This is a genomic window from Ornithinimicrobium cavernae, assembly GCF_003121625.1.
Classification (GTDB): Bacteria; Actinomycetota; Actinomycetes; order Actinomycetales; family Dermatophilaceae; genus Ornithinicoccus; species Ornithinicoccus cavernae.
The window spans coordinates 111,294-127,350 of the sequence record NZ_QDDJ01000004.1 but is presented as its reverse complement, the minus strand read 5'-3'; the positions used below and the strand labels follow the sequence as shown (position 1 = coordinate 127,350).

The 16,057-nt window shown below is 72.3% G+C and carries 13 protein-coding genes; 3 read left to right on the top strand and 10 right to left on the bottom strand.

What is annotated here, in order from left to right:
* Window positions 1–18 precede the first annotated feature (18 nt).
* From DA085_RS05480 to DA085_RS05445, 8 genes are all read right to left on the bottom strand, one after another.
* Window positions 19–1,230 (bottom strand): M20 metallopeptidase family protein, encoded by a 1,212-nt coding sequence (locus tag DA085_RS05480; protein ID WP_202619114.1) that lies wholly within the window; start codon window positions 1,228–1,230, stop codon window positions 19–21.
* Window positions 1,227–2,387 carry an amidohydrolase family protein gene (locus DA085_RS05475; protein WP_109471946.1) on the bottom strand — a complete coding sequence of 387 codons (1,161 nt, stop codon included), beginning with the start codon at window positions 2,385–2,387 and terminating at the stop codon, window positions 1,227–1,229. The genes DA085_RS05480 and DA085_RS05475 overlap by 4 nt, the downstream gene beginning before the upstream one ends.
* Window positions 2,371–3,681: a type I glutamate--ammonia ligase gene (locus tag DA085_RS05470; protein WP_109471945.1), complete on the bottom strand. Its 1,311-nt coding sequence runs from the start codon at window positions 3,679–3,681 to the stop codon at window positions 2,371–2,373. The genes DA085_RS05475 and DA085_RS05470 overlap by 17 nt, the downstream gene beginning before the upstream one ends.
* Window positions 3,678–5,141 carry an APC family permease gene (locus DA085_RS05465; protein ID WP_109471944.1) on the bottom strand — a complete coding sequence of 488 codons (1,464 nt, stop codon included), beginning with the start codon at window positions 5,139–5,141 and terminating at the stop codon, window positions 3,678–3,680. Before DA085_RS05465 ends, DA085_RS05470 begins: the two co-directional genes overlap by 4 nt.
* Before the next feature lie 33 nt (window positions 5,142–5,174).
* A complete protein-coding gene (locus DA085_RS05460; protein WP_109471943.1) occupies window positions 5,175–6,107 on the bottom strand; it encodes a MurR/RpiR family transcriptional regulator in 933 nt (310 codons plus the stop codon).
* Window positions 6,108–6,190: 83 nt separating this feature from the next.
* Window positions 6,191–7,441: a sugar ABC transporter permease gene (locus DA085_RS05455; RefSeq protein WP_109471942.1), complete on the bottom strand. Its 1,251-nt coding sequence runs from the start codon at window positions 7,439–7,441 to the stop codon at window positions 6,191–6,193.
* Window positions 7,434–8,258 carry an ATP-binding cassette domain-containing protein gene (locus tag DA085_RS05450; protein WP_109471941.1) on the bottom strand — a complete coding sequence of 275 codons (825 nt, stop codon included), beginning with the start codon at window positions 8,256–8,258 and terminating at the stop codon, window positions 7,434–7,436. Before DA085_RS05450 ends, DA085_RS05455 begins: the two co-directional genes overlap by 8 nt.
* Window positions 8,258–9,406: a sugar ABC transporter substrate-binding protein gene (locus tag DA085_RS05445; RefSeq protein WP_109471940.1), complete on the bottom strand. Its 1,149-nt coding sequence runs from the start codon at window positions 9,404–9,406 to the stop codon at window positions 8,258–8,260. The genes DA085_RS05450 and DA085_RS05445 overlap by 1 nt, the downstream gene beginning before the upstream one ends.
* A 266-nt stretch (window positions 9,407–9,672) precedes the next feature.
* On the opposite strand from DA085_RS05445, the gene DA085_RS05440 reads away from it, so the two are divergent.
* From DA085_RS05440 to DA085_RS05435, 3 genes are all read left to right on the top strand, one after another.
* Window positions 9,673–10,764 carry an ROK family transcriptional regulator gene (locus tag DA085_RS05440; protein ID WP_161958423.1) on the top strand — a complete coding sequence of 364 codons (1,092 nt, stop codon included), beginning with the start codon at window positions 9,673–9,675 and terminating at the stop codon, window positions 10,762–10,764.
* Between the two features lie 118 nt (window positions 10,765–10,882).
* Window positions 10,883–11,410, top strand: coding sequence for a hypothetical protein (locus DA085_RS21125; RefSeq protein ID WP_161958422.1), 528 nt, complete (start codon window positions 10,883–10,885; stop codon window positions 11,408–11,410).
* Window positions 11,407–12,066 (top strand): RES family NAD+ phosphorylase, encoded by a 660-nt coding sequence (locus DA085_RS05435; RefSeq protein WP_161958421.1) that lies wholly within the window; start codon window positions 11,407–11,409, stop codon window positions 12,064–12,066. Before DA085_RS21125 ends, DA085_RS05435 begins: the two co-directional genes overlap by 4 nt.
* Here the strand turns inward: DA085_RS05435 and DA085_RS05430 are convergent.
* Together DA085_RS05430 and DA085_RS05425 are read right to left on the bottom strand one after the other, a co-directional pair.
* Complete coding sequence (locus tag DA085_RS05430) at window positions 12,063–12,878, bottom strand: SWIM zinc finger family protein (protein ID WP_109471937.1); 816 nt, start codon at window positions 12,876–12,878, stop codon at window positions 12,063–12,065. The genes DA085_RS05435 and DA085_RS05430 overlap by 4 nt on opposite strands.
* Window positions 12,871–15,993: a DEAD/DEAH box helicase gene (locus tag DA085_RS05425; RefSeq protein WP_109471936.1), complete on the bottom strand. Its 3,123-nt coding sequence runs from the start codon at window positions 15,991–15,993 to the stop codon at window positions 12,871–12,873. Before DA085_RS05425 ends, DA085_RS05430 begins: the two co-directional genes overlap by 8 nt.
* Window positions 15,994–16,057: the final 64 nt, after the last annotated feature.

Sequence of the window (16,057 nt, the reverse complement as noted above, 5' to 3'; positions counted from 1 at the left end):
CCTCTCCCATCCGTTGACTCAGCGTTGGTGCAGCTCGACGGCCGCCAGGTAGCCCGCGATGAGCGCCCGGGCCACGTCACCCACGGCGTCGTCCACCGGCAGGAACCGGGGGTGGTGCAGCTGCGGCGGCTCCTCGTCGTGCCCGGCGACGCGCACCCCGACGAAGCACATCACCGAGGGCACGACCTCCCCGAAGAACGAGAAGTCGTCGGCGCCCAGGGAGCGCATCGGCTCGGTCGGCTCGAGCCCGGCGTGCTCCAGCCACGCGTCCACCAGGTCGACCAGGTCCGGGTCGTTGTAGAGCACCGGCTCACCCGCGGTGATCCGCACCTCGGCCACGACCCCGAACGCCTTGGCCTGGTGCTCGGCCAGCTTGCGCACCTGCTCCGGCACGACCGCCCGGTCCCGGGCGTCGGTGGTCCGCATGGTCGCCAGCAGCCGCGCCTCGGAGGGGAGCACGTTGGCGCTCGCCTCACCGGCCTGCACGTGGCCGACCGAGACCGCGGCCGGGTGCATGGGGGAGACGGTGCGGCGCACCACCTCGGGCAGCCCCAGGACGATGTGGCCCAGCGCCGACACCGGGTCGGTCGCGCGGTGCGGATAGGCGCCGTGGCCGCCGTTGCCGGTGAGCACGATCTCGATCTCGTCGGCGGCGGCGTTGACGACGCCGGCCCCGGTGGCGACCTGCCCCGGGGGCACGCCCGGGTGCACGTGCGCGCCGATCGCGGCGACCGCCTGCTCGCGCGCGAGCAGCCCGGAGGCGACGACGTCCTGCGCCCCGGAGGGATAGGTCTCCTCCCGCGGCTGCAGCAGCGGCACCAGCCCGAGCGGCAGGTCGAGGTGGGCGGCGGCCCGCACGACCGCGACCAGCGCGGCCAGGTGAACGTCGTGCCCGCAGGCGTGCATCCGCCCGCTCTGCGCGGCGAAGCTCACCCCGGTCGCCTCCCGCACCGGCAGGGCGTCCAGCTCGGCGCGCAGCAGCACGCTGGGCCCCTCGGGCGGTCCGACCCGGCCGGCGCGCCCGGTGAGCGCGACCGGCTCCATCGGCACCCCCAGCGCGGCCTCGACCACCTGCGCGGTCGGCTCCTCCAGGCCCGACAGGTGCGGGTCGGCGTGCACCTGGCGGCGCAGCTGCAGTGCCCCGGGGAGCTCGGGCTCGAGCGCGGCGAGCCACCGCCGGTGCAGCTCGGTCAGGACCGCCGAGGACGAGGCCGTATGCGGCGCGCTCACCTGGTCTCTCCGGTCGCCCGACCGGTGCGGTCGAGTCCGTAGACCCGGCGCGCGTTCTCGCTGCAGATCATCCGCGCGATGCGCTCCTGCTCCTCGGCCGGCCAGCCGTCGGCGGCGGCCCAGCGCTCCAGCGCCTCGCCCAGGCCCCGGCGGAACAGCACCGCGCCGAGGTGGAACAGCTCCGCGGCGCCCCAGGCGTCGGAGGAGAACAGCGCCTTGTGGAACGGCGTGAGCTCCAGGCTCTCGGCGATCACCTGCGCCGACTGCGCCCCGGTGTAGTTCACCGCCAGCCCCACGTCGCAGTAGACGTGCTCGAAGACGTGCGCGAGGTAGCCGGCCTCGCGGTGGAACGGGTAGCAGTGCAGCAGCAGGAAGCTCGCGCCGCTGCAGCGGGCGTTGCGCAGCAGGTCGCTGAGCAGCAGGGGGTTGGTCCGGTGCAGGTCGACGTCTGGGTCGCCGTAGCCCACGTGCAGCTGGATCGGCACCGCCCGGTGGATCGCCTCCCACCAGCCGGCGCGGATCAGCACCGGGTCGGTGAGCCGCAGCGGCTGGCCCTCCGGGGTCTGCGCACGCCACTGCACGACGGCGCGGGTGACCTCCTCCTCGCCCGGTGGCGTGGGGTCCAGCTCGAAACCGCCGCGGTATGCCGCCACGGACTTCACCCCGACCGCGCGGGTCAGCTCGTGGTCCAGTCGGGCGCGGAAGGCGGTGAGGAAGTCGGCCGGGTCGTGCGCGGCCGCCACCTGCTCGGCGAGGAGCTCCAGGCGGACCACCTCGGCGGACCGCGCGGCGCCGCGCTCACCCATCTGCTCCGGGCTCAGGATGAGGTCGGGGCGGAACCCGGTCTCCACGACGTAGTCGGTGATGCCTGAGGCGCGCAGCAGCCGCTGGTTGACCTCGTGCGCGCCCAGCTCCGCCCGGCGGGCGAGGTAGTCGTCGGGGGAGGCGAAGGCGGGCAGGTCCAGCACCGGCGGGCAGTGCGCCCGCAGGGCCATCCCGAGCTGGGTGTCGAAGTGCGTGGTGCCGGCCGGTGCGGGGACGTCGGACTCGGTGATCAGGTCCTCGAACTGCGGCCGCGTCAGGTCGGACTCGACCACACCGTGGCAGTGGTGGTCCACCAGGTCCAGGGTGGTGAGCCACTCAGTAGATGTCGGCATACCAGCGGCACCTCTCCTCGTCACTCATGTCGGCCACCGCCGCCAGCTCGGCACGCTTGACGGCGAGATAGGTCTGGACCAGGTCCTCGCCCAGCCACGAGCGCACCTCCGCGTCCTGCTCGAACAGGTCGAGCGCCTGGGCCAGGTCGCAGGGCAGGTCCGTGATCTGCGCCCGCTCGGGCTCACCCACGACGACCTCGGCCGGCTCCAGGTCCTGGCGCAGGCCCTCCAGGCCGGCGCGCAGCACGACCGCGAGCAGCAGCCAGGGGTTGGCGCCGATGTCGCCGGCGCGGAACTCGAAGTGCAGCTGCGGCTCCGGGTCCTGGCCGTTGATCTCGATGGTCGGGCAGATCCGCAGCAGCGCCTCGCGGTTCTCCACGCCGAGGAACACCCCGGCGGCGGACCAGTTGTGCGGCTTGAGCCGCTCGTAGGAGATGGCCAGCGGCGCGAAGACCGCGGCCAGGGACGGCGCGTACCTCAGGATGCCCGCGGCGAACCGGCCCCCGAGCTCGGACAGCCGTCCCGGCCGGTCCGCGTCGAAGAGCGGGTTGGAGCCGTCCGCCGACTGCAGGCTGAAGTGGACGTGGACGCCGGCCCCGGTCTCGCCGGGGGCGGTCATCGGCGTGAAGCTCGCGCGCCTGTCGAAGGCCGCGAAGACGTCCCGGACCAGGTCGCGCAGCAGCAGGGCACGGTCGGCCGCCGCCACGGGGGCCGCGCGCTCGACGACGACCTCGTACTGGTGGCGGCCGTACTCCGGCAGCCAGTTCTCCAGCTCCAGGCCGCTGGCCTGCATCGCGGTCACCAGGTGCGAGCCGATCGGCTCGGCGGCCCGGAAGTTGCGCCACGAGAACGGGTGGTGCGGGGTGTCGCCGTCCAGGTCGGCGAACTCGTGCTCGAACGCGACCTCGGCGCTGAGCCCGAACTCCTCCTGCAGGGCGGCGACGGTGTCGCGCAGGATGGTCCGGGTGCAGCACGACCACGGGGCGCCGTCGGTGTGGACCACGTTCGCGATCGCCACGGTGAGGTCCGGCTTGCCGGGGACGCCCCGGATCTCGTGCACCGCCTCGGGGTCCGGCAGCAGCCGCAGATCCCCGCTGGAGTCGAAGGGGATGCCCTCCACGATGTGGCCGTCCACACCGATCCCCACGTTGGCCGGCACCCAACCGGTCGAGGCGCCTGTCGGCATACCGGCTGTCGGGACGACCCGTCCCTTGGTGAGCCCGGTGAGGTCGCTGGTGGCGACGAAGGTGAGCGGTGTCAGCTCGGGGGCGTCCTGGTGTGCCTCCGGGGTCATCCGAGATCCTCCTGTGAGATGCGGCTGCCGATGCGCTCAGCCAACCGTGGCGCGGCGATGATGACCACCAGACCGAGCAGGCACCAGGCGCCGGCGATCCAGGGGAAGTAGGTGTAGGGCGCCTCCTGGCCCGCGACCTGCACGACGTAGACGTAGACCAGGAAGGCCAGGCCCAGGGCGGGGACCAGCGCCTCCCACGCGCGGATGGGGGAGCCGGGGCGGAAGGTGTGCCGGATGACGCCGACCGAGGCCATGCCGTAGGCGACCACCATGCAGAGCGTCGCGATCGTGGCGAACCAGTAGTAGACCTCGACCGGTCCGCCGCCGATGACGGCCAGGAACAGCATGAGCGCGATGGCCAGGCCGATCACCAGGTACGTCGCGGTGCTGGGGGCGCCGGTGGTGTTGGTGCGCGCCAGGGCTGCGGGGCCGAAGCCGTCGCGCGCCATGGCGTAGACCAGGCGGGCCGCGGCGGCCGAGCAGCTGAGGAGCGAGGCGAAGGCGACACAGAACGCGATGATCGAGATGACGACGGCGAACCACGAGCCGATGTAGGTCGAGCTGAGCTGGGTGAGCGTGGAGCTGGCGCCGGCGAAGGCGTCCAGCCCGGCCTGGTCGGTGCCGAAGCCGACGGACTGGGCGAACATCACGACGGTGTAGATGACACCGGCCAGGACGACCGCCAGGGTCAGGGCGACCGGGATGGTCCGCTTGGGGTCCCTGGTCTCCTCGCCCAGGGTGGTGCCGGACTCGAATCCGGCCCAGGACAGGAAGCCGAAGACGGCCGCCGTCATGATCGCCGTCCACGAGGCGTCGCCCGGCAGCAGTGTGCCGAGGTCGAGGCCGGTGCTGACCGGGGCGGTGCCGCTGCCGACGCGGGCGATGATGACGAAGGCGAGACCGAGCATGGTCAGGATGCCGACCATGCCGATCGCCAGCAGCACGCGGGTGACGGTCTTGGACTCGCGCAGGTTGAGCCCCAGGGCGGCGAGGCTGGCGAGCACCCCGACGACCAGCCAGCCCCACGTCGGCACGCTGATGCCGAGCTCGCCGATCATCGCGTCGAAGAACACCGCGCAGGCGCCGACGATGCACGCCGAGAAGAAGAGGTAGGTGCCGAGCAGGGCGAACCCGCCGAAGAAGCCCGCCCGCGGGCCGAGCGTGGCGCCGGCCAGGGCGTAGACGCTGCCGGCGTGGGCGAAGTAGCGGGTGAGCCGGATGAAGGCGTAGGCCACCGCCATGGTCCCCGCGAAGGACACGATGAAGGTGAACGGGACCGCCTTGCCGACCAGGCCGGCGACGCCGATGCCGTTGAGGGACATCGCCATGACCGGGCCCATGAAGCCGACCGAGAGTGCGGTGACCTCCCAGACGCGGAGGTTGCGGTGCAGGCCCTGACCGGGAGCCGGGTCGGGCCGGGCGGTCGCGCGGCCCGAGGTCTCGTGTGGTGTGCTCGCCATGGGCGTCAATGAAACAGGTGATACAGCAACCTGTCAATAGCCTGAGGGTGAAATCTCTGTTTCAGACGGGTCGGGCGCCAGGGGTGACGGGTTCTCGGGGCTGAGCCCCTCCCGGACGGCCTCCACCCGCTCGACCCGGGACCGGCCGTCGGGCCCGCGCTCGTCCATGACGGCGGTGACCAGCGTCTCGACCAGGGCCAGGCCCGGGACCAGGGAGTCGAAGGGCGAGGGCGACTCCACGCGGCTGGCGAGCACCACCTCGGCGACGTCGCTGGCGGGGGAGAGCCAGGGGTCGGTGAGCAGCAGCACGTGGGCGCCGGCCTCGGCCATCGCTCGGGCGAGTCGGACCGTGGCGGGGTCGTAACGGCGGTAGTCGAAGGCGACGAGCAGGTCGTGACGGTCGGCGTCGGCGACGAGCGAGGCGCGGGCGAACTCGTCCGGGGGGACGAGCGCCGCCCCCCGACGCAGCAGCTGGAGGTGTGTGGTGAGGTAGGCCGCCAGCAGCTGGCTGAACCGGCCGCCGATCACGTGCACGCGCAGCGACTCGTCGCAGAGCAGCCGGATGGCCGCCGCGAACTCGCTGGTGGGCAGGTCCTGGAACGACCGGCGGATCAGCGAGGCGTGCATCTCGGCGTTGAACGGCAGGAAGTCCTTGCCCGCGGGCATCTCGGCCTGCAGCGGGTACTGCTGCACCGGCGAGCCCATCTGGGCGTGCACCTCGCTCATCAGCGCCCGCTGCAGCTGCGGGTAGCCGGCGAAGCCGAGGCGCGCGACGAAGCGCACGACGGTGGGGGCGCTGACGCCGGCCCGGTGCGCGAGCTCGGCCACGGTCTCCAGGCCGGCGACCGGATAGGCCGACAGCAGCGCCCGGCCCACCTTGCGCTCGCCGGCGCTCAGCTCGCCCAGCCGGTCCCGGGTCAGCTGGGCGACGGTGACGGGCGCGCCGTCGGTCTGGTCCTCGTCCATAGGGGACCGAGGCTAGACGAAAGCGGCGCCCGGCGGGGGAGTCGGCCAGCCTTGGCCCGGTCGGGACCCGCCGTAAGGTCCGGTCAGCCGCTGCCGCTGGAGGACCGCGCGCGCCGGGACAGCGAGTCGATGCCGACGGCGATGATGAGGACGGCGCCGGTCACCATGAACCGCACCTCCGACTCCACCCCAGCGAGGTTGAGCCCGCTGGTGATCGCCTGCAGCACCAGAACGCCCATGAGGGCCGCCCAGGCCGTGCCGCGCCCGCCGAACAGGCTGGTGCCGCCGATCACCGCCGCCGCGATGGCGGTCAGGTTGGTGTCGGTGGTGCCCGTCGCCTGCGAGACGCTGGTCTGCAGGCCGGCCGCCAGGAGGCCGCCGAAGGCGGCGAACAGGGAGGTCAGCACGAAAACGGACACATACACGCGGTTGACCTTGATGCCCGAGCGCCGCGCGGCCTCCTCGTTGCCTCCCACGGCATACACGTGCCTGCCCCAGCGGGTCCGGCGCAGGGCGTAGTCGACGACGACCACGAGCCCGAAGAACAGCCACCACAGGTAGCTGAAGCCGCGGTCGATGTTGACGTACCAGGTGAGCAGGCCCAGACCGACGGCGATCGCCGCGGCCTTGACGATGACCAGCGGCCACCACGGCGGGGTCAGCCCGGCCGCAGTGCGCCGCACCGTCACCCGCCACTCAGTGCCCAGGTACACCAGCACGATCAGGGCGACGATCGCATACGACTGCCACCCCGTGACGAAGCTGAACCGGGTGAACTCCAGCAGCCAGGAGTCCTTGGACAGGTTGATCGTGCCGGTGCTGCCCAGGACGAACAGCAGCACGCCCTGGAAGCCGAGCAGTCCGGCGAGGGAGAACACGAACGACGGGATCCCGATCCAGATGTAGAGCGCCGCGTAGAGCAGCCCCACGGTGAGGCCCACCAGTGCCCCGCCCAGCATGGCCACCGTGGTCGACAGGCCGTTGTTGACCATCAGCACCGCCATGACGGCCGCCGCCATGCCGCTCACCGAGCCGACCGACAGGTCGATCTCACCGAGCAGCAGGATCAGCACGATGCCGAGGGCGATGATGCCGATCGGTGCGGCGTACTGCGTGATCGAGACCAGGTTGCGGGAGGAGAGGAACCGGGCGTTCTGCAGGTAGAACCCGATGCAGATGATGACGAGGCCCAGCACCACCGGGAGGTTGCCGAGGTCGCCGGAGCGGAGCCGGTTGAGCTGGCTGGACAGGAAGCCACCGACTCCCTCGTTCTTGATGAGCCGCTCGTCGGCGAGGTCGGCCGCCACTGCGGCGGTCCTGGTCGCCTCACTCATGGTCCTGGTCCTCCGGCTTGGTGCGTCGGGAGGCCCGCTCGGCCACCACGTTGTCGGATGCGCCGGTGATCGCGGCCACCAGCTCCTCGGTGGTCGCCTCCTCGACGGCGAAGTCGGCGGCGTTGCGGCCCAGCCGCAGCACCACGATGCGGTCGGCGACGGCCTGCACGTCGGCCATGTTGTGGCTGACCAGGATCACGCCCAGGCCGGTCTCGCGGAGCCGCTCGACCAGGTTGAGCACCTCGGCCGTCTGGGCGACGCCCAGGGCGGCGGTCGGCTCGTCGAGCAGCACCACCTTGGGCTGCCCGACCAGGCTGCGCGCGATCGCGACGGTCTGCCGCTGTCCGCCGGACAGCGAGGCGATCGGGATGCGCACGGAGGGGATCTTGGCCGACAGGGTGCGCAGCAGCCGCCACGCCTCCTGCTCCATCTCGACCTCGTTGAGGATCGAGGCGGTGGCCCGCTCCTGACCGAGGAACAGGTTGGCGACGACGTCCAGGTTGTCGCAGAGCGCCAGGTCCTGGAAGACCGTGGCGATCCCGAGCCGCTGGGCGTCGGACGGCCCGTGGACGGCGACGGGCCGGCCGTCGAAGACGATCCTGCCTCCGTCGGGCTGGTAGACCCCGGAGATGATCTTGACCAGGGTCGACTTGCCCGCACCGTTGTCGCCGACCAGGGCGACGACCTCGCCCGGGCGCACCTCGAGCGACACGTCGGTGAGGGCCTGGACCGCGCCGAAGCGCTTGGTGATGCCGGTCAGGGACAGCACGCTGTCCCCGACCGGCACCGCCTCGTGGTGGGTGAGGGGCTGGGTCATCAGCCGATCCCGAGCGCCTCGCAGGCCTCGGCGTAGTCGCCCGTGCAGATCTCGTCCGCGGAGTAGAACCCGTCGGCCACGATCGTGTCGGCGACGTTGTCCTGGGTCACCGCGATCGGATCGAAGATGTAGGACGGGACGCCCTCGAAGTCGGTCAGCTCCACGCCGGTGTCACTGGTCCCGGCCGGCTCCTCGCCCCTGGCCAGCGTGACCGCCAGCTCGGCCGCGGTCTCGGCCTCGATCGGGATCGGCTTGTAGACCGTGACCGACTGCTGCCCCGCCACGATCCGCTGCACGGCCGCGAGCTCGGCGTCCTGGCCGGTGATCGGGGGCAGGTCGTCCACGGCGATGCCACCACCGGTCAGCGCGGCGACCGCGCCACCCGCCTGGCCGTCGTTCGCGGCATACACGCCGTCGATCTCCTCGGGGTCGTAGGCGCTGAGCTGGTCGGTGACGAACTGCTGGGCGTTCTCCGGCGACCAGTCGGGGTTGTCGTACTCCTCCAGGATGGTCAGGCCGCTGGCGTCGATGACGCTGTGCGCGCCCGCCTTGAACTGGGCGGCGTTGGGGTCACTAGGGGCGCCGTTGAGCATGAGGATGTTGCCCGTGTCGCCCATCGCCTCCACGAGGGCCTCGCCCTGCATCTTGCCGACGGTCTCGTTGTCGAAGGACATGTAGTAGTCGGCCTCCGCGATGAACCGGTCGTAGGCGATGACCGGGATGTCCTCGGCCTGCGCCGCGGTGACCATGCCGCCCGCACCGGCACCGTTGACCGGGTCGAGCACGATCACCGAGGCGCCCTCGCTGATCGCGGTGTCGACCTGCTGGGCCTGGGCGGTCTCGTCCTGGTCGGCGTTGTAGTAGAGGACCTCGCACTCCTCGCACAGCTCGGCCACCTTGGCCTCGAAGAGCGGCTTGTCGAACGCCTCGTAGCGCGTGGTCTGGGACTCGGGGAGGAGCAGCGCGATGCTGATGCTCTCGCCGCCGGCCGCGCCGGTCTCCGTGCCGGCCTCGCCCGTGTCCTCGGCCTCGGCGCCGGTGTCGTTGGTGTCCTCCGGGGCCGGGTCGTTGGCTCCGCAGGCAGTGAGGGTGAGCGCGAGCAGGGCGGTGATCCCGACGGCCGAGCGGCGCCTGACTGATGTGGTCACGGTGGGTCCTCCTAGGGGGAGAGCGGACCGGGGAGACCCAGCGCCCGCTTCGTTGCGAACAGATCCCCTGAAGTGTTGCGCCGAAGGGCTTTGTCGTCAAGAGGTGAACGATAACGGTTCCATAAAGCGCCGAACGGTTCGCATGTCGTTAACTCTTGACACTTAAATGGTGAAGGGGGCACAGTTCTGCCATGCCTCCAAGCGCGTCTCCGAAGACCTCTGCGCCCGGATCGACGTCGTCGTTGCGCGCGGCGAACGAGAGCCGCGTGCTCAACGTGCTGCGGACGCCCACGGACAAGGGCGCCCACACCCAGGCAGAGCTGGCGCGGGCCACCGGGCTGGCGCACGCCACGGTGTCCAACATCGTCCGCGACCTCACCGCCGCCGGCCTGCTGGACAGCGAGCCGAGCAGCGGCCGCCGCGGCTCGGCGGTGCGCCTGGCGCCCGGCGCGGGGGTCGTGGCCGGCGTCGACTTCGGGCACCGCCACGTGGCGGTCGCGGTCGGTGACCTCACCGGCACGGTGCTGGCCGAGGAGCGCGTCCCCACCGAGCCGGAGGGCCATGTCATGGACCTGACGCTGGCGGCCTCGATCCTGGAGCGCATCAACCCCGGTGTCGGGCCCCTGCGGCACATCGGCCTCGGCCTGCCGGCCCCTGTGGTCAACAACGTCGTGCGGTCCTCGGCGATCTTCCCGGGCTGGGAGGGCGTGGATGCGGCGGCCGTCGCGCGGGAGGCGTTCGGCGCCCCGGTGCAGGTGGAGAACGACGCCAACCTCGGTGCCCTCGCCGAGCACCGCCACGGGCACGGTCGCGAGCACCGCACCTCGGTGTTCGTGAAGATCGCCAGCGGCGTGGGTGCGGGGATCATCATCAACGACGAGCTGTTCCACGGGGCCGACGGCACCGCGGGCGAGATCGGACACCTCACCGTCGACGAGCAGGGGCCGATGTGCCGGTGCGGCAGCCGGGGCTGCCTGGAGACCTACACCTCCAGCGAGCACCTGCTGCGCCTGCTCGGCTCGCGGCTCCCGGGCGCGACGTTCCCCGAGGTGGTGGTGGCAGCGGGTGAGGGCAACCTCGCAGCCCGGCGGGTGATCGAGGACGCCGGGCTCCGACTGGGCTGGGCGCTCGGCTCGCTGCTGAACCTGCTCAACCCCGGCATCGTCATCCTGGGTGGCGCCGCCGCGCAGGCCGGTGAGCTGCTGTTGGAGCCGACCCGCACCGGGCTGCGGCGGCACGCGCTCGCCTCTGTCGCCGAGACCCCGATCGTGATGAGCGAGCTCGGCGACCGGGCCAGCGTGGTCGGTGCCGTGCAGTTGGCCGCCGAGCGCACCGACCTGGTCAACGCCGGGACCTGAGCGCACCGACCTGGACAACGCCGGACGCTGAGCCGGGCGAACGGCACAATCACTGCCCTTGACGATCTTGTCGTCACGGGCGACAATGGTCTTGTCGCACGTGACGGAAGGAGTGGCCATGTCCACCATGAGTGCCGAGCAGTACGCTCATCGGGTCAGTGATGCTCTGGTCCAACGGATGCGTCGGGCGGGGAAGGGGTCAACCACCGGAATGCCCACGCCGGACGAGGCGGCCCAACTGATCCTGGACACCACGGCAGCGCCCGCTCAGAATCCGCTCGCTTCTCGTATCGGCCCGGTCTGGACCAGCGCGCGCGCTCGCGCAGCCCTCGGGTTGCGGACGCGTCAGGCTCTGAGCAGCCGTCGTGCCAACGGCACCGTGCTCGGGATCACCACGACCGAGGGACAGGTCTACTATCCGCTGTTCCAGTTCCGGCGCCAGGCCGGGCGAGTTGAGGTCCACCCCAACCTCGTGCCTGTCCTCAAGGCACTCAAGGACGTCGACTCATGGACCGTGGCGGCCATGCTCCGGGCGACGGACCCCGAACTCGGGATGAGTGCCACCGAGTGGGCCACCAGCAGTCGCGACCAGGCTCGCCTGAGGGACTGGGCCCAGGACGTCAGGCGCGAACTGACTCCCCGATGACAGCCCCGCGGGCACGTCCGGCACAGCAGCCCCCGCCGGAGGCAGCCGTCCTGCGCACCGGGCTTCCGCGCGTTGGTCCGAGCCGCCGCCTCTACCGGGAGCACGGCCTCCGTGAGGGCGACGACGGCGGCTGCTGGTGGTTCGCCTCATCCGGGGACGGCCGCTTCGACCTGGAGGACCCACACGGAACGTGCTACTTCGGCGGGACCGAGGGCGTTGCGGTCCGGGAGCGGTGCGGACGGCTCATGGCCATGCAGATCCCCATCACCGAGCGGCTGTATGCGGGCAGGGTTGTCAGTGAGGTGTGTGCGCCCGAGTCCGCGGGCGCCCTCGCCGACCTCACCTCACCCGCGGCCCTGATGGTGGGTGTCACCGGGGAGCTGGCGGCCACGAGCGACTACGCGTTGTGCCAGGCATGGGCCCGGGCCTGCTGGGACGCGGGGTTCGGAGGTCTCAGGTACCCACCCAGGTTCACGCCGGGAGGGAAGGAGGCCGCGTTCGCGATCTTCGGCGACGAAGGACACCACCCGGACCCTGGGGTGCTGCGGCGCCGCGACCTGCTCGACGTCCTCCAGGAGCTGGGTTATCCGGCGGTGCGCTCCGACGAGCTCGGATCGACGACCCTCGACATCCAGGACAACGCCGAGCCGGTCTAGCCGGCGGGTGTCGCGTACACCGGGCGCAGCGCCTCGATCAGCGGCGTGCCGCGGACCGTGACGTCCACGGCTGGCAGCTGGTCGAGCAGCGCATCCGGAGGAGCCGGGTCCACGCCCTGGTCGGCGCGCCCGGGCAGCCCGGTGGGCATGGCAAAGAACGTCTCCAGGCAGTCCGCGAGTGGCAACGCGCCGGCGGACGCCTCGCCGTCATCCGCCGGCGCGCCGCCGCGCAACGCGCTCACGGCGCCGAGCAGCGTCTCCCGGTCGCGCCCGCGCAGCGCCAGGATGGCGAACGGGTCCTCGTCGAAGTGCTCGGCCAGCAGATAGAGCACCGCCGCGAGGTGCTTGCACGGCACGCCCCAGTCCGGGCAGCTGCAGTCCATCGTCAGCTCGGCGGCACCGGCGGGGAACAGGGACAGGCCCAGCCCGGCGAAGAGCTCCTCGATGTCGGGCGGCATCTCGCCGCTGAGCAGCTTCGCGGTGTACCACGCGTCTCCGGCGAGCGCCTGGCTCACCCGGGTCCAGTCGGCCTTGCCGAACGCGGGGACCCCGACCCGCACGCGGTAGGGACGGGCCCGGCTGCCCTGGACCCTCGCGGTCACCGCGCCGGTGTCCAGCTGCAGCTCGAGCACCTGGCCGCGGCGCGCGTAGTTGCGGCCCCGCGCGAGCCGGCCGCCGATGCCCATCGACTCCAGGACCTGGATGAACCGTTGGGACCACCACTGCTGGGCGATGGCCCCGCGCTTGCTGCGCGCCCGCAGCCCGCCCTCGACCGCCCGGGGTCGCGACGGGGGCGGGAACCAGTCACTCACCGACGGCCTCCGGGGACAGCTCGAGGACCTGACGCAGCTCCTGGGTGGACAGCTCGGTCAGCCACCCCTCGCCGTCGCCGACGACCAGGTCGGCCAGCGCCTGCTTCTGCTCCATCATCTGGTCGATCCGCTCCTCCAGGGTCCCGGTGCAGATGAACTTGCGCACCTGCACGTTGCGCCGCTGCCCGATGCGGAAGGCCCGGTCCGTCGCCTGGTTCTCCACGGCCGGGTTCCACCACCGATCCAGATGTATGACGTGACTCGCCTCGGTCAGGTTGAGTCCGGTGCCGCCTGCCTTGAGGGAGAGGAGGAACAACGGTGGCCCGTCCGGCGACTGGAAGGACTGCACCATCTCCTCGCGGCGCGCCCGCGGGGTCCCGCCGTGTAGATAGAGCACGTCCTGGCCGAACCGCGCCGACAGGTGAGGCAGGAGCAGGTCGGCGAACCCGGCATACTGCGTGAAGAGCAGCGCCTTGTCGCCCTCGGCCAGCACCTCCTCGAGGATCTCCTCCAGGCGCAGCACCTTGCCCGACCGGTGCCCGGCGTGCCACGCCCCGTGCAGGAACTGGGCGGGGTGGTTGCACACCTGCTTGAGCTTGGTCATCGCGGCGAGCACATTTCCGCGCCGCTCGATGCCCTCGCTCTCCTCGATCTTGGGCATCATCTCCTCGACGACGGCCTGGTAGAGCGAGGCCTGCTCGGCGGTGAGGTTGCAGTACTGCTTGATCTCGATCTTGTCCGGCAGGTCGTCGATGATCGTCCGGTCGGTCTTGAGGCGGCGCAGCACGTAGGGCCGGGTCACGGCCCGCAGCCGCTCGGCCGGCTCGGTCTGCCCATAGCGCTCGATCGGCTTGGCGTACCGCGAGCGGAACAGCTCGGGGGTGCCGAGGATCCCAGGGTTGAGGAAGTCCATCAGCGACCACAGCTCGGCCAGCCGGTTCTCCACTGGCGTCCCGGTGAGCGCGACCCGGTGGTCGGCCCGCATCCGGCGCACCGCCCTGGCGGCCCGGGACCGGGCGTTCTTGATGGCCTGCGCCTCATCCAGCACGACGCGCGCCCACTGCCGCTCCGCCAGCTCGTCGATGTCGCGGACTGCCGTCTGATAGGTCGTCACCACGAGGTCGACCTGGGTGAGCTGCGCGTCCAGGGCGGCGCCGTGCAACCTGCCGGGGCCGTGGTGGGCGTGGACCCGCAGCTCCGGGGCGAACCGCGCGGCCTCCCGCTGCCAGTTGCCGACCAGCGACATCGGGCACAGCAGCAGCGTCGGCCCGGTCTCCGGGTGGCGGTAGCGCTGCAGCGCCTCCAGGGCCAGCAGCTGCAGCGTCTTGCCCAGCCCCATGTCGTCGGCCAGGCAGGCACCCAGCCCGAGGTCGGCCAGGAACGCCAGCCAGGACAGTCCGCGCTGCTGGTATCCGCGCAGCTCCGCCCGGAGCGTGTCCGGTGGGGCGACCGGCGCGAGGTGCTGGTCCGCGACGCCGGAGAGCAGGTCGCCGAGCAGCCCGGTGGCGTGCACCCCCACCACCGGCAGCGGGGTGTCCAGGTCGTCGGGGTGGCTCGACGCCAGCGCCAGCACCTCAGCGGCGGTCAGCGCGGAGCCGTCACGGCCCTGCGTGCTCAGGAACTCCAGCCCGCGCCGGATCTGCTCGGGGTCGGCGGCGAGCCACTCCCCACGCAGCCGGACCAGCGGGGCCTTCGCCGCGGCCAGGGCCGCCAGCTCCTCCTCGGTGAGCGGGTCGTCGCCGATGGCCAGCTGCCACGAGAAGGCAGACAGCGACTCCCGGCTGAACATCCCCTCGGCCACCCCGCCGTCGGGCGCCGGCGTCGCCGACCCGCGCAGGCCGAGGCGGCGACGCCTCGTCCACCAGGACGGCAGCTGCACCACGAAGCCGGCCTGGTCGAGCAGGCCCGCCTGGTGCGCCAGGAAGTCGTATGCCGTGTCGGCCGTCAGCGTCATCCCCGCCGGTCGGGCGTCGCGCAGGGCAGTGCCGAGCGGCGGATAGAGGGTGCTGGCCCGGCCCAGCTCGCCGAGCATCAGCTCCTCGGGCCGCTCGAGCCACCGCTGCAGTCCGGTGCCGGACTGCCACACCTGGTCGGCCGGCACCACCAGGCTCGGGTCCTGCACCGACTGGAGCAGGAAGTCCAGCCGCCAGCTGTCAGCACTCCCGCCGCCCGGCTCGGGACCGGACTGCTGGTCGGGGTCTGTCGGGTCGGGGTTCGCCTGGTCGCGACTCGGCTGGCCGGGGTCCGGCTCGGACAGGCGCAGGACCAGTCGGGCGGGACCGCTCTGCTCGCGGCCCAGGGCGTCCCAGGGCTCCAGCGACTCCCGGAGCGCGGCCACATCTGTGGGGTCGGCCTCGAAGAGTCCCTCCGGGCTGCTCAGTGCAGGCAGCCAGGCCTCCGCAGCAGGGACCTGGCGCGGCGGTCTGCCCCGGCGGCGTGGGAGGGCGTCCAGCAGGGAGACCCCGGCGGTCGCCAACCGCTCCCGGGCGGCCGCGTCCACGAGCGCCTCCAGCGCGTCGGACACCAGCTCGCCGGGGTGCTGTCCTGTGTGGTCCTCGGCCGAGGTCGTCTCGGCGCGGCCCACGGGTGGCAGCGCGTCGACCAGGGCCTGCGCACCGGGGACGTCCGGCCCCTGCAGGACCGGCCGCCAGCGGGCTGCGGGACCGTGGGGACCGTCCTGCACGCTGGGCAGCACCCGACCGCGCTCGACGAGGTCCCGGGCGGTCGCGGCCAGCTCGGTGAGGTGCTGCACCGTCGCGCCGTACCGCGCCTCCTGGCCCGGATCCTCCAGCAGGGCCAGGGCTGCCGCCGGCCCGAGCGTCACCACGGGCACCGACCAGGCCGCGAGCACCCGCTGCCGGGTGGACCGACGGCGCGGCCGGGTCCGCACCAGCTCCGGGGAGTCCAGCGGCGCCGTGAGCAGCGAGGGGAGCAGCAGGAGGGCGCTGCCCGGCGTGCCCGGGTGGATCGCAGCCAGCTCCTCGGACGGCACCGCGAACGGGTGCGGGCGTGCGCGGCGCACCGCCTGGCTGCGGCTCGTCACGGCACGGTCAGCATCCTCGGCCCACAGGCAGAGCCCGCGGCCCGGGGACCAGAGCGCGTGCACGGCATACATCGGGGCGTGGTCCTTCCTCGGGTCGGTCGGCGGGCAGCAGACTATCTCCCGACCGGGACCGCCC

Bases quoted from the DNA above. Each gene is read 5' to 3' on its own strand.
- DA085_RS05455 (WP_109471942.1), bottom strand. From the start codon at position 7,441: ATGAGTGAGGCGACCAGGACCGCCGCAGTGGCGGCCGACCTCGCCGAC.
- DA085_RS05450 (WP_109471941.1), bottom strand. From the start codon at position 8,258: ATGACCCAGCCCCTCACCCACCACGAGGCGGTGCCGGTCGGGGACAGC.
- DA085_RS05425 (WP_109471936.1), bottom strand. From the start codon at position 15,993: ATGTATGCCGTGCACGCGCTCTGGTCCCCGGGCCGCGGGCTCTGCCTG.
- DA085_RS05460 (WP_109471943.1), bottom strand. From the start codon at position 6,107: ATGGACGAGGACCAGACCGACGGCGCGCCCGTCACCGTCGCCCAGCTG.
- DA085_RS05470 (WP_109471945.1), bottom strand. From the start codon at position 3,681: ATGACCCCGGAGGCACACCAGGACGCCCCCGAGCTGACACCGCTCACC.
- DA085_RS21125 (WP_161958422.1), top strand. From the start codon at position 10,883: ATGTCCACCATGAGTGCCGAGCAGTACGCTCATCGGGTCAGTGATGCT.
- DA085_RS05475 (WP_109471946.1), bottom strand. From the start codon at position 2,387: ATGCCGACATCTACTGAGTGGCTCACCACCCTGGACCTGGTGGACCAC.
- DA085_RS05435 (WP_161958421.1), top strand. From the start codon at position 11,407: ATGACAGCCCCGCGGGCACGTCCGGCACAGCAGCCCCCGCCGGAGGCA.
- DA085_RS05465 (WP_109471944.1), bottom strand. From the start codon at position 5,141: ATGGCGAGCACACCACACGAGACCTCGGGCCGCGCGACCGCCCGGCCC.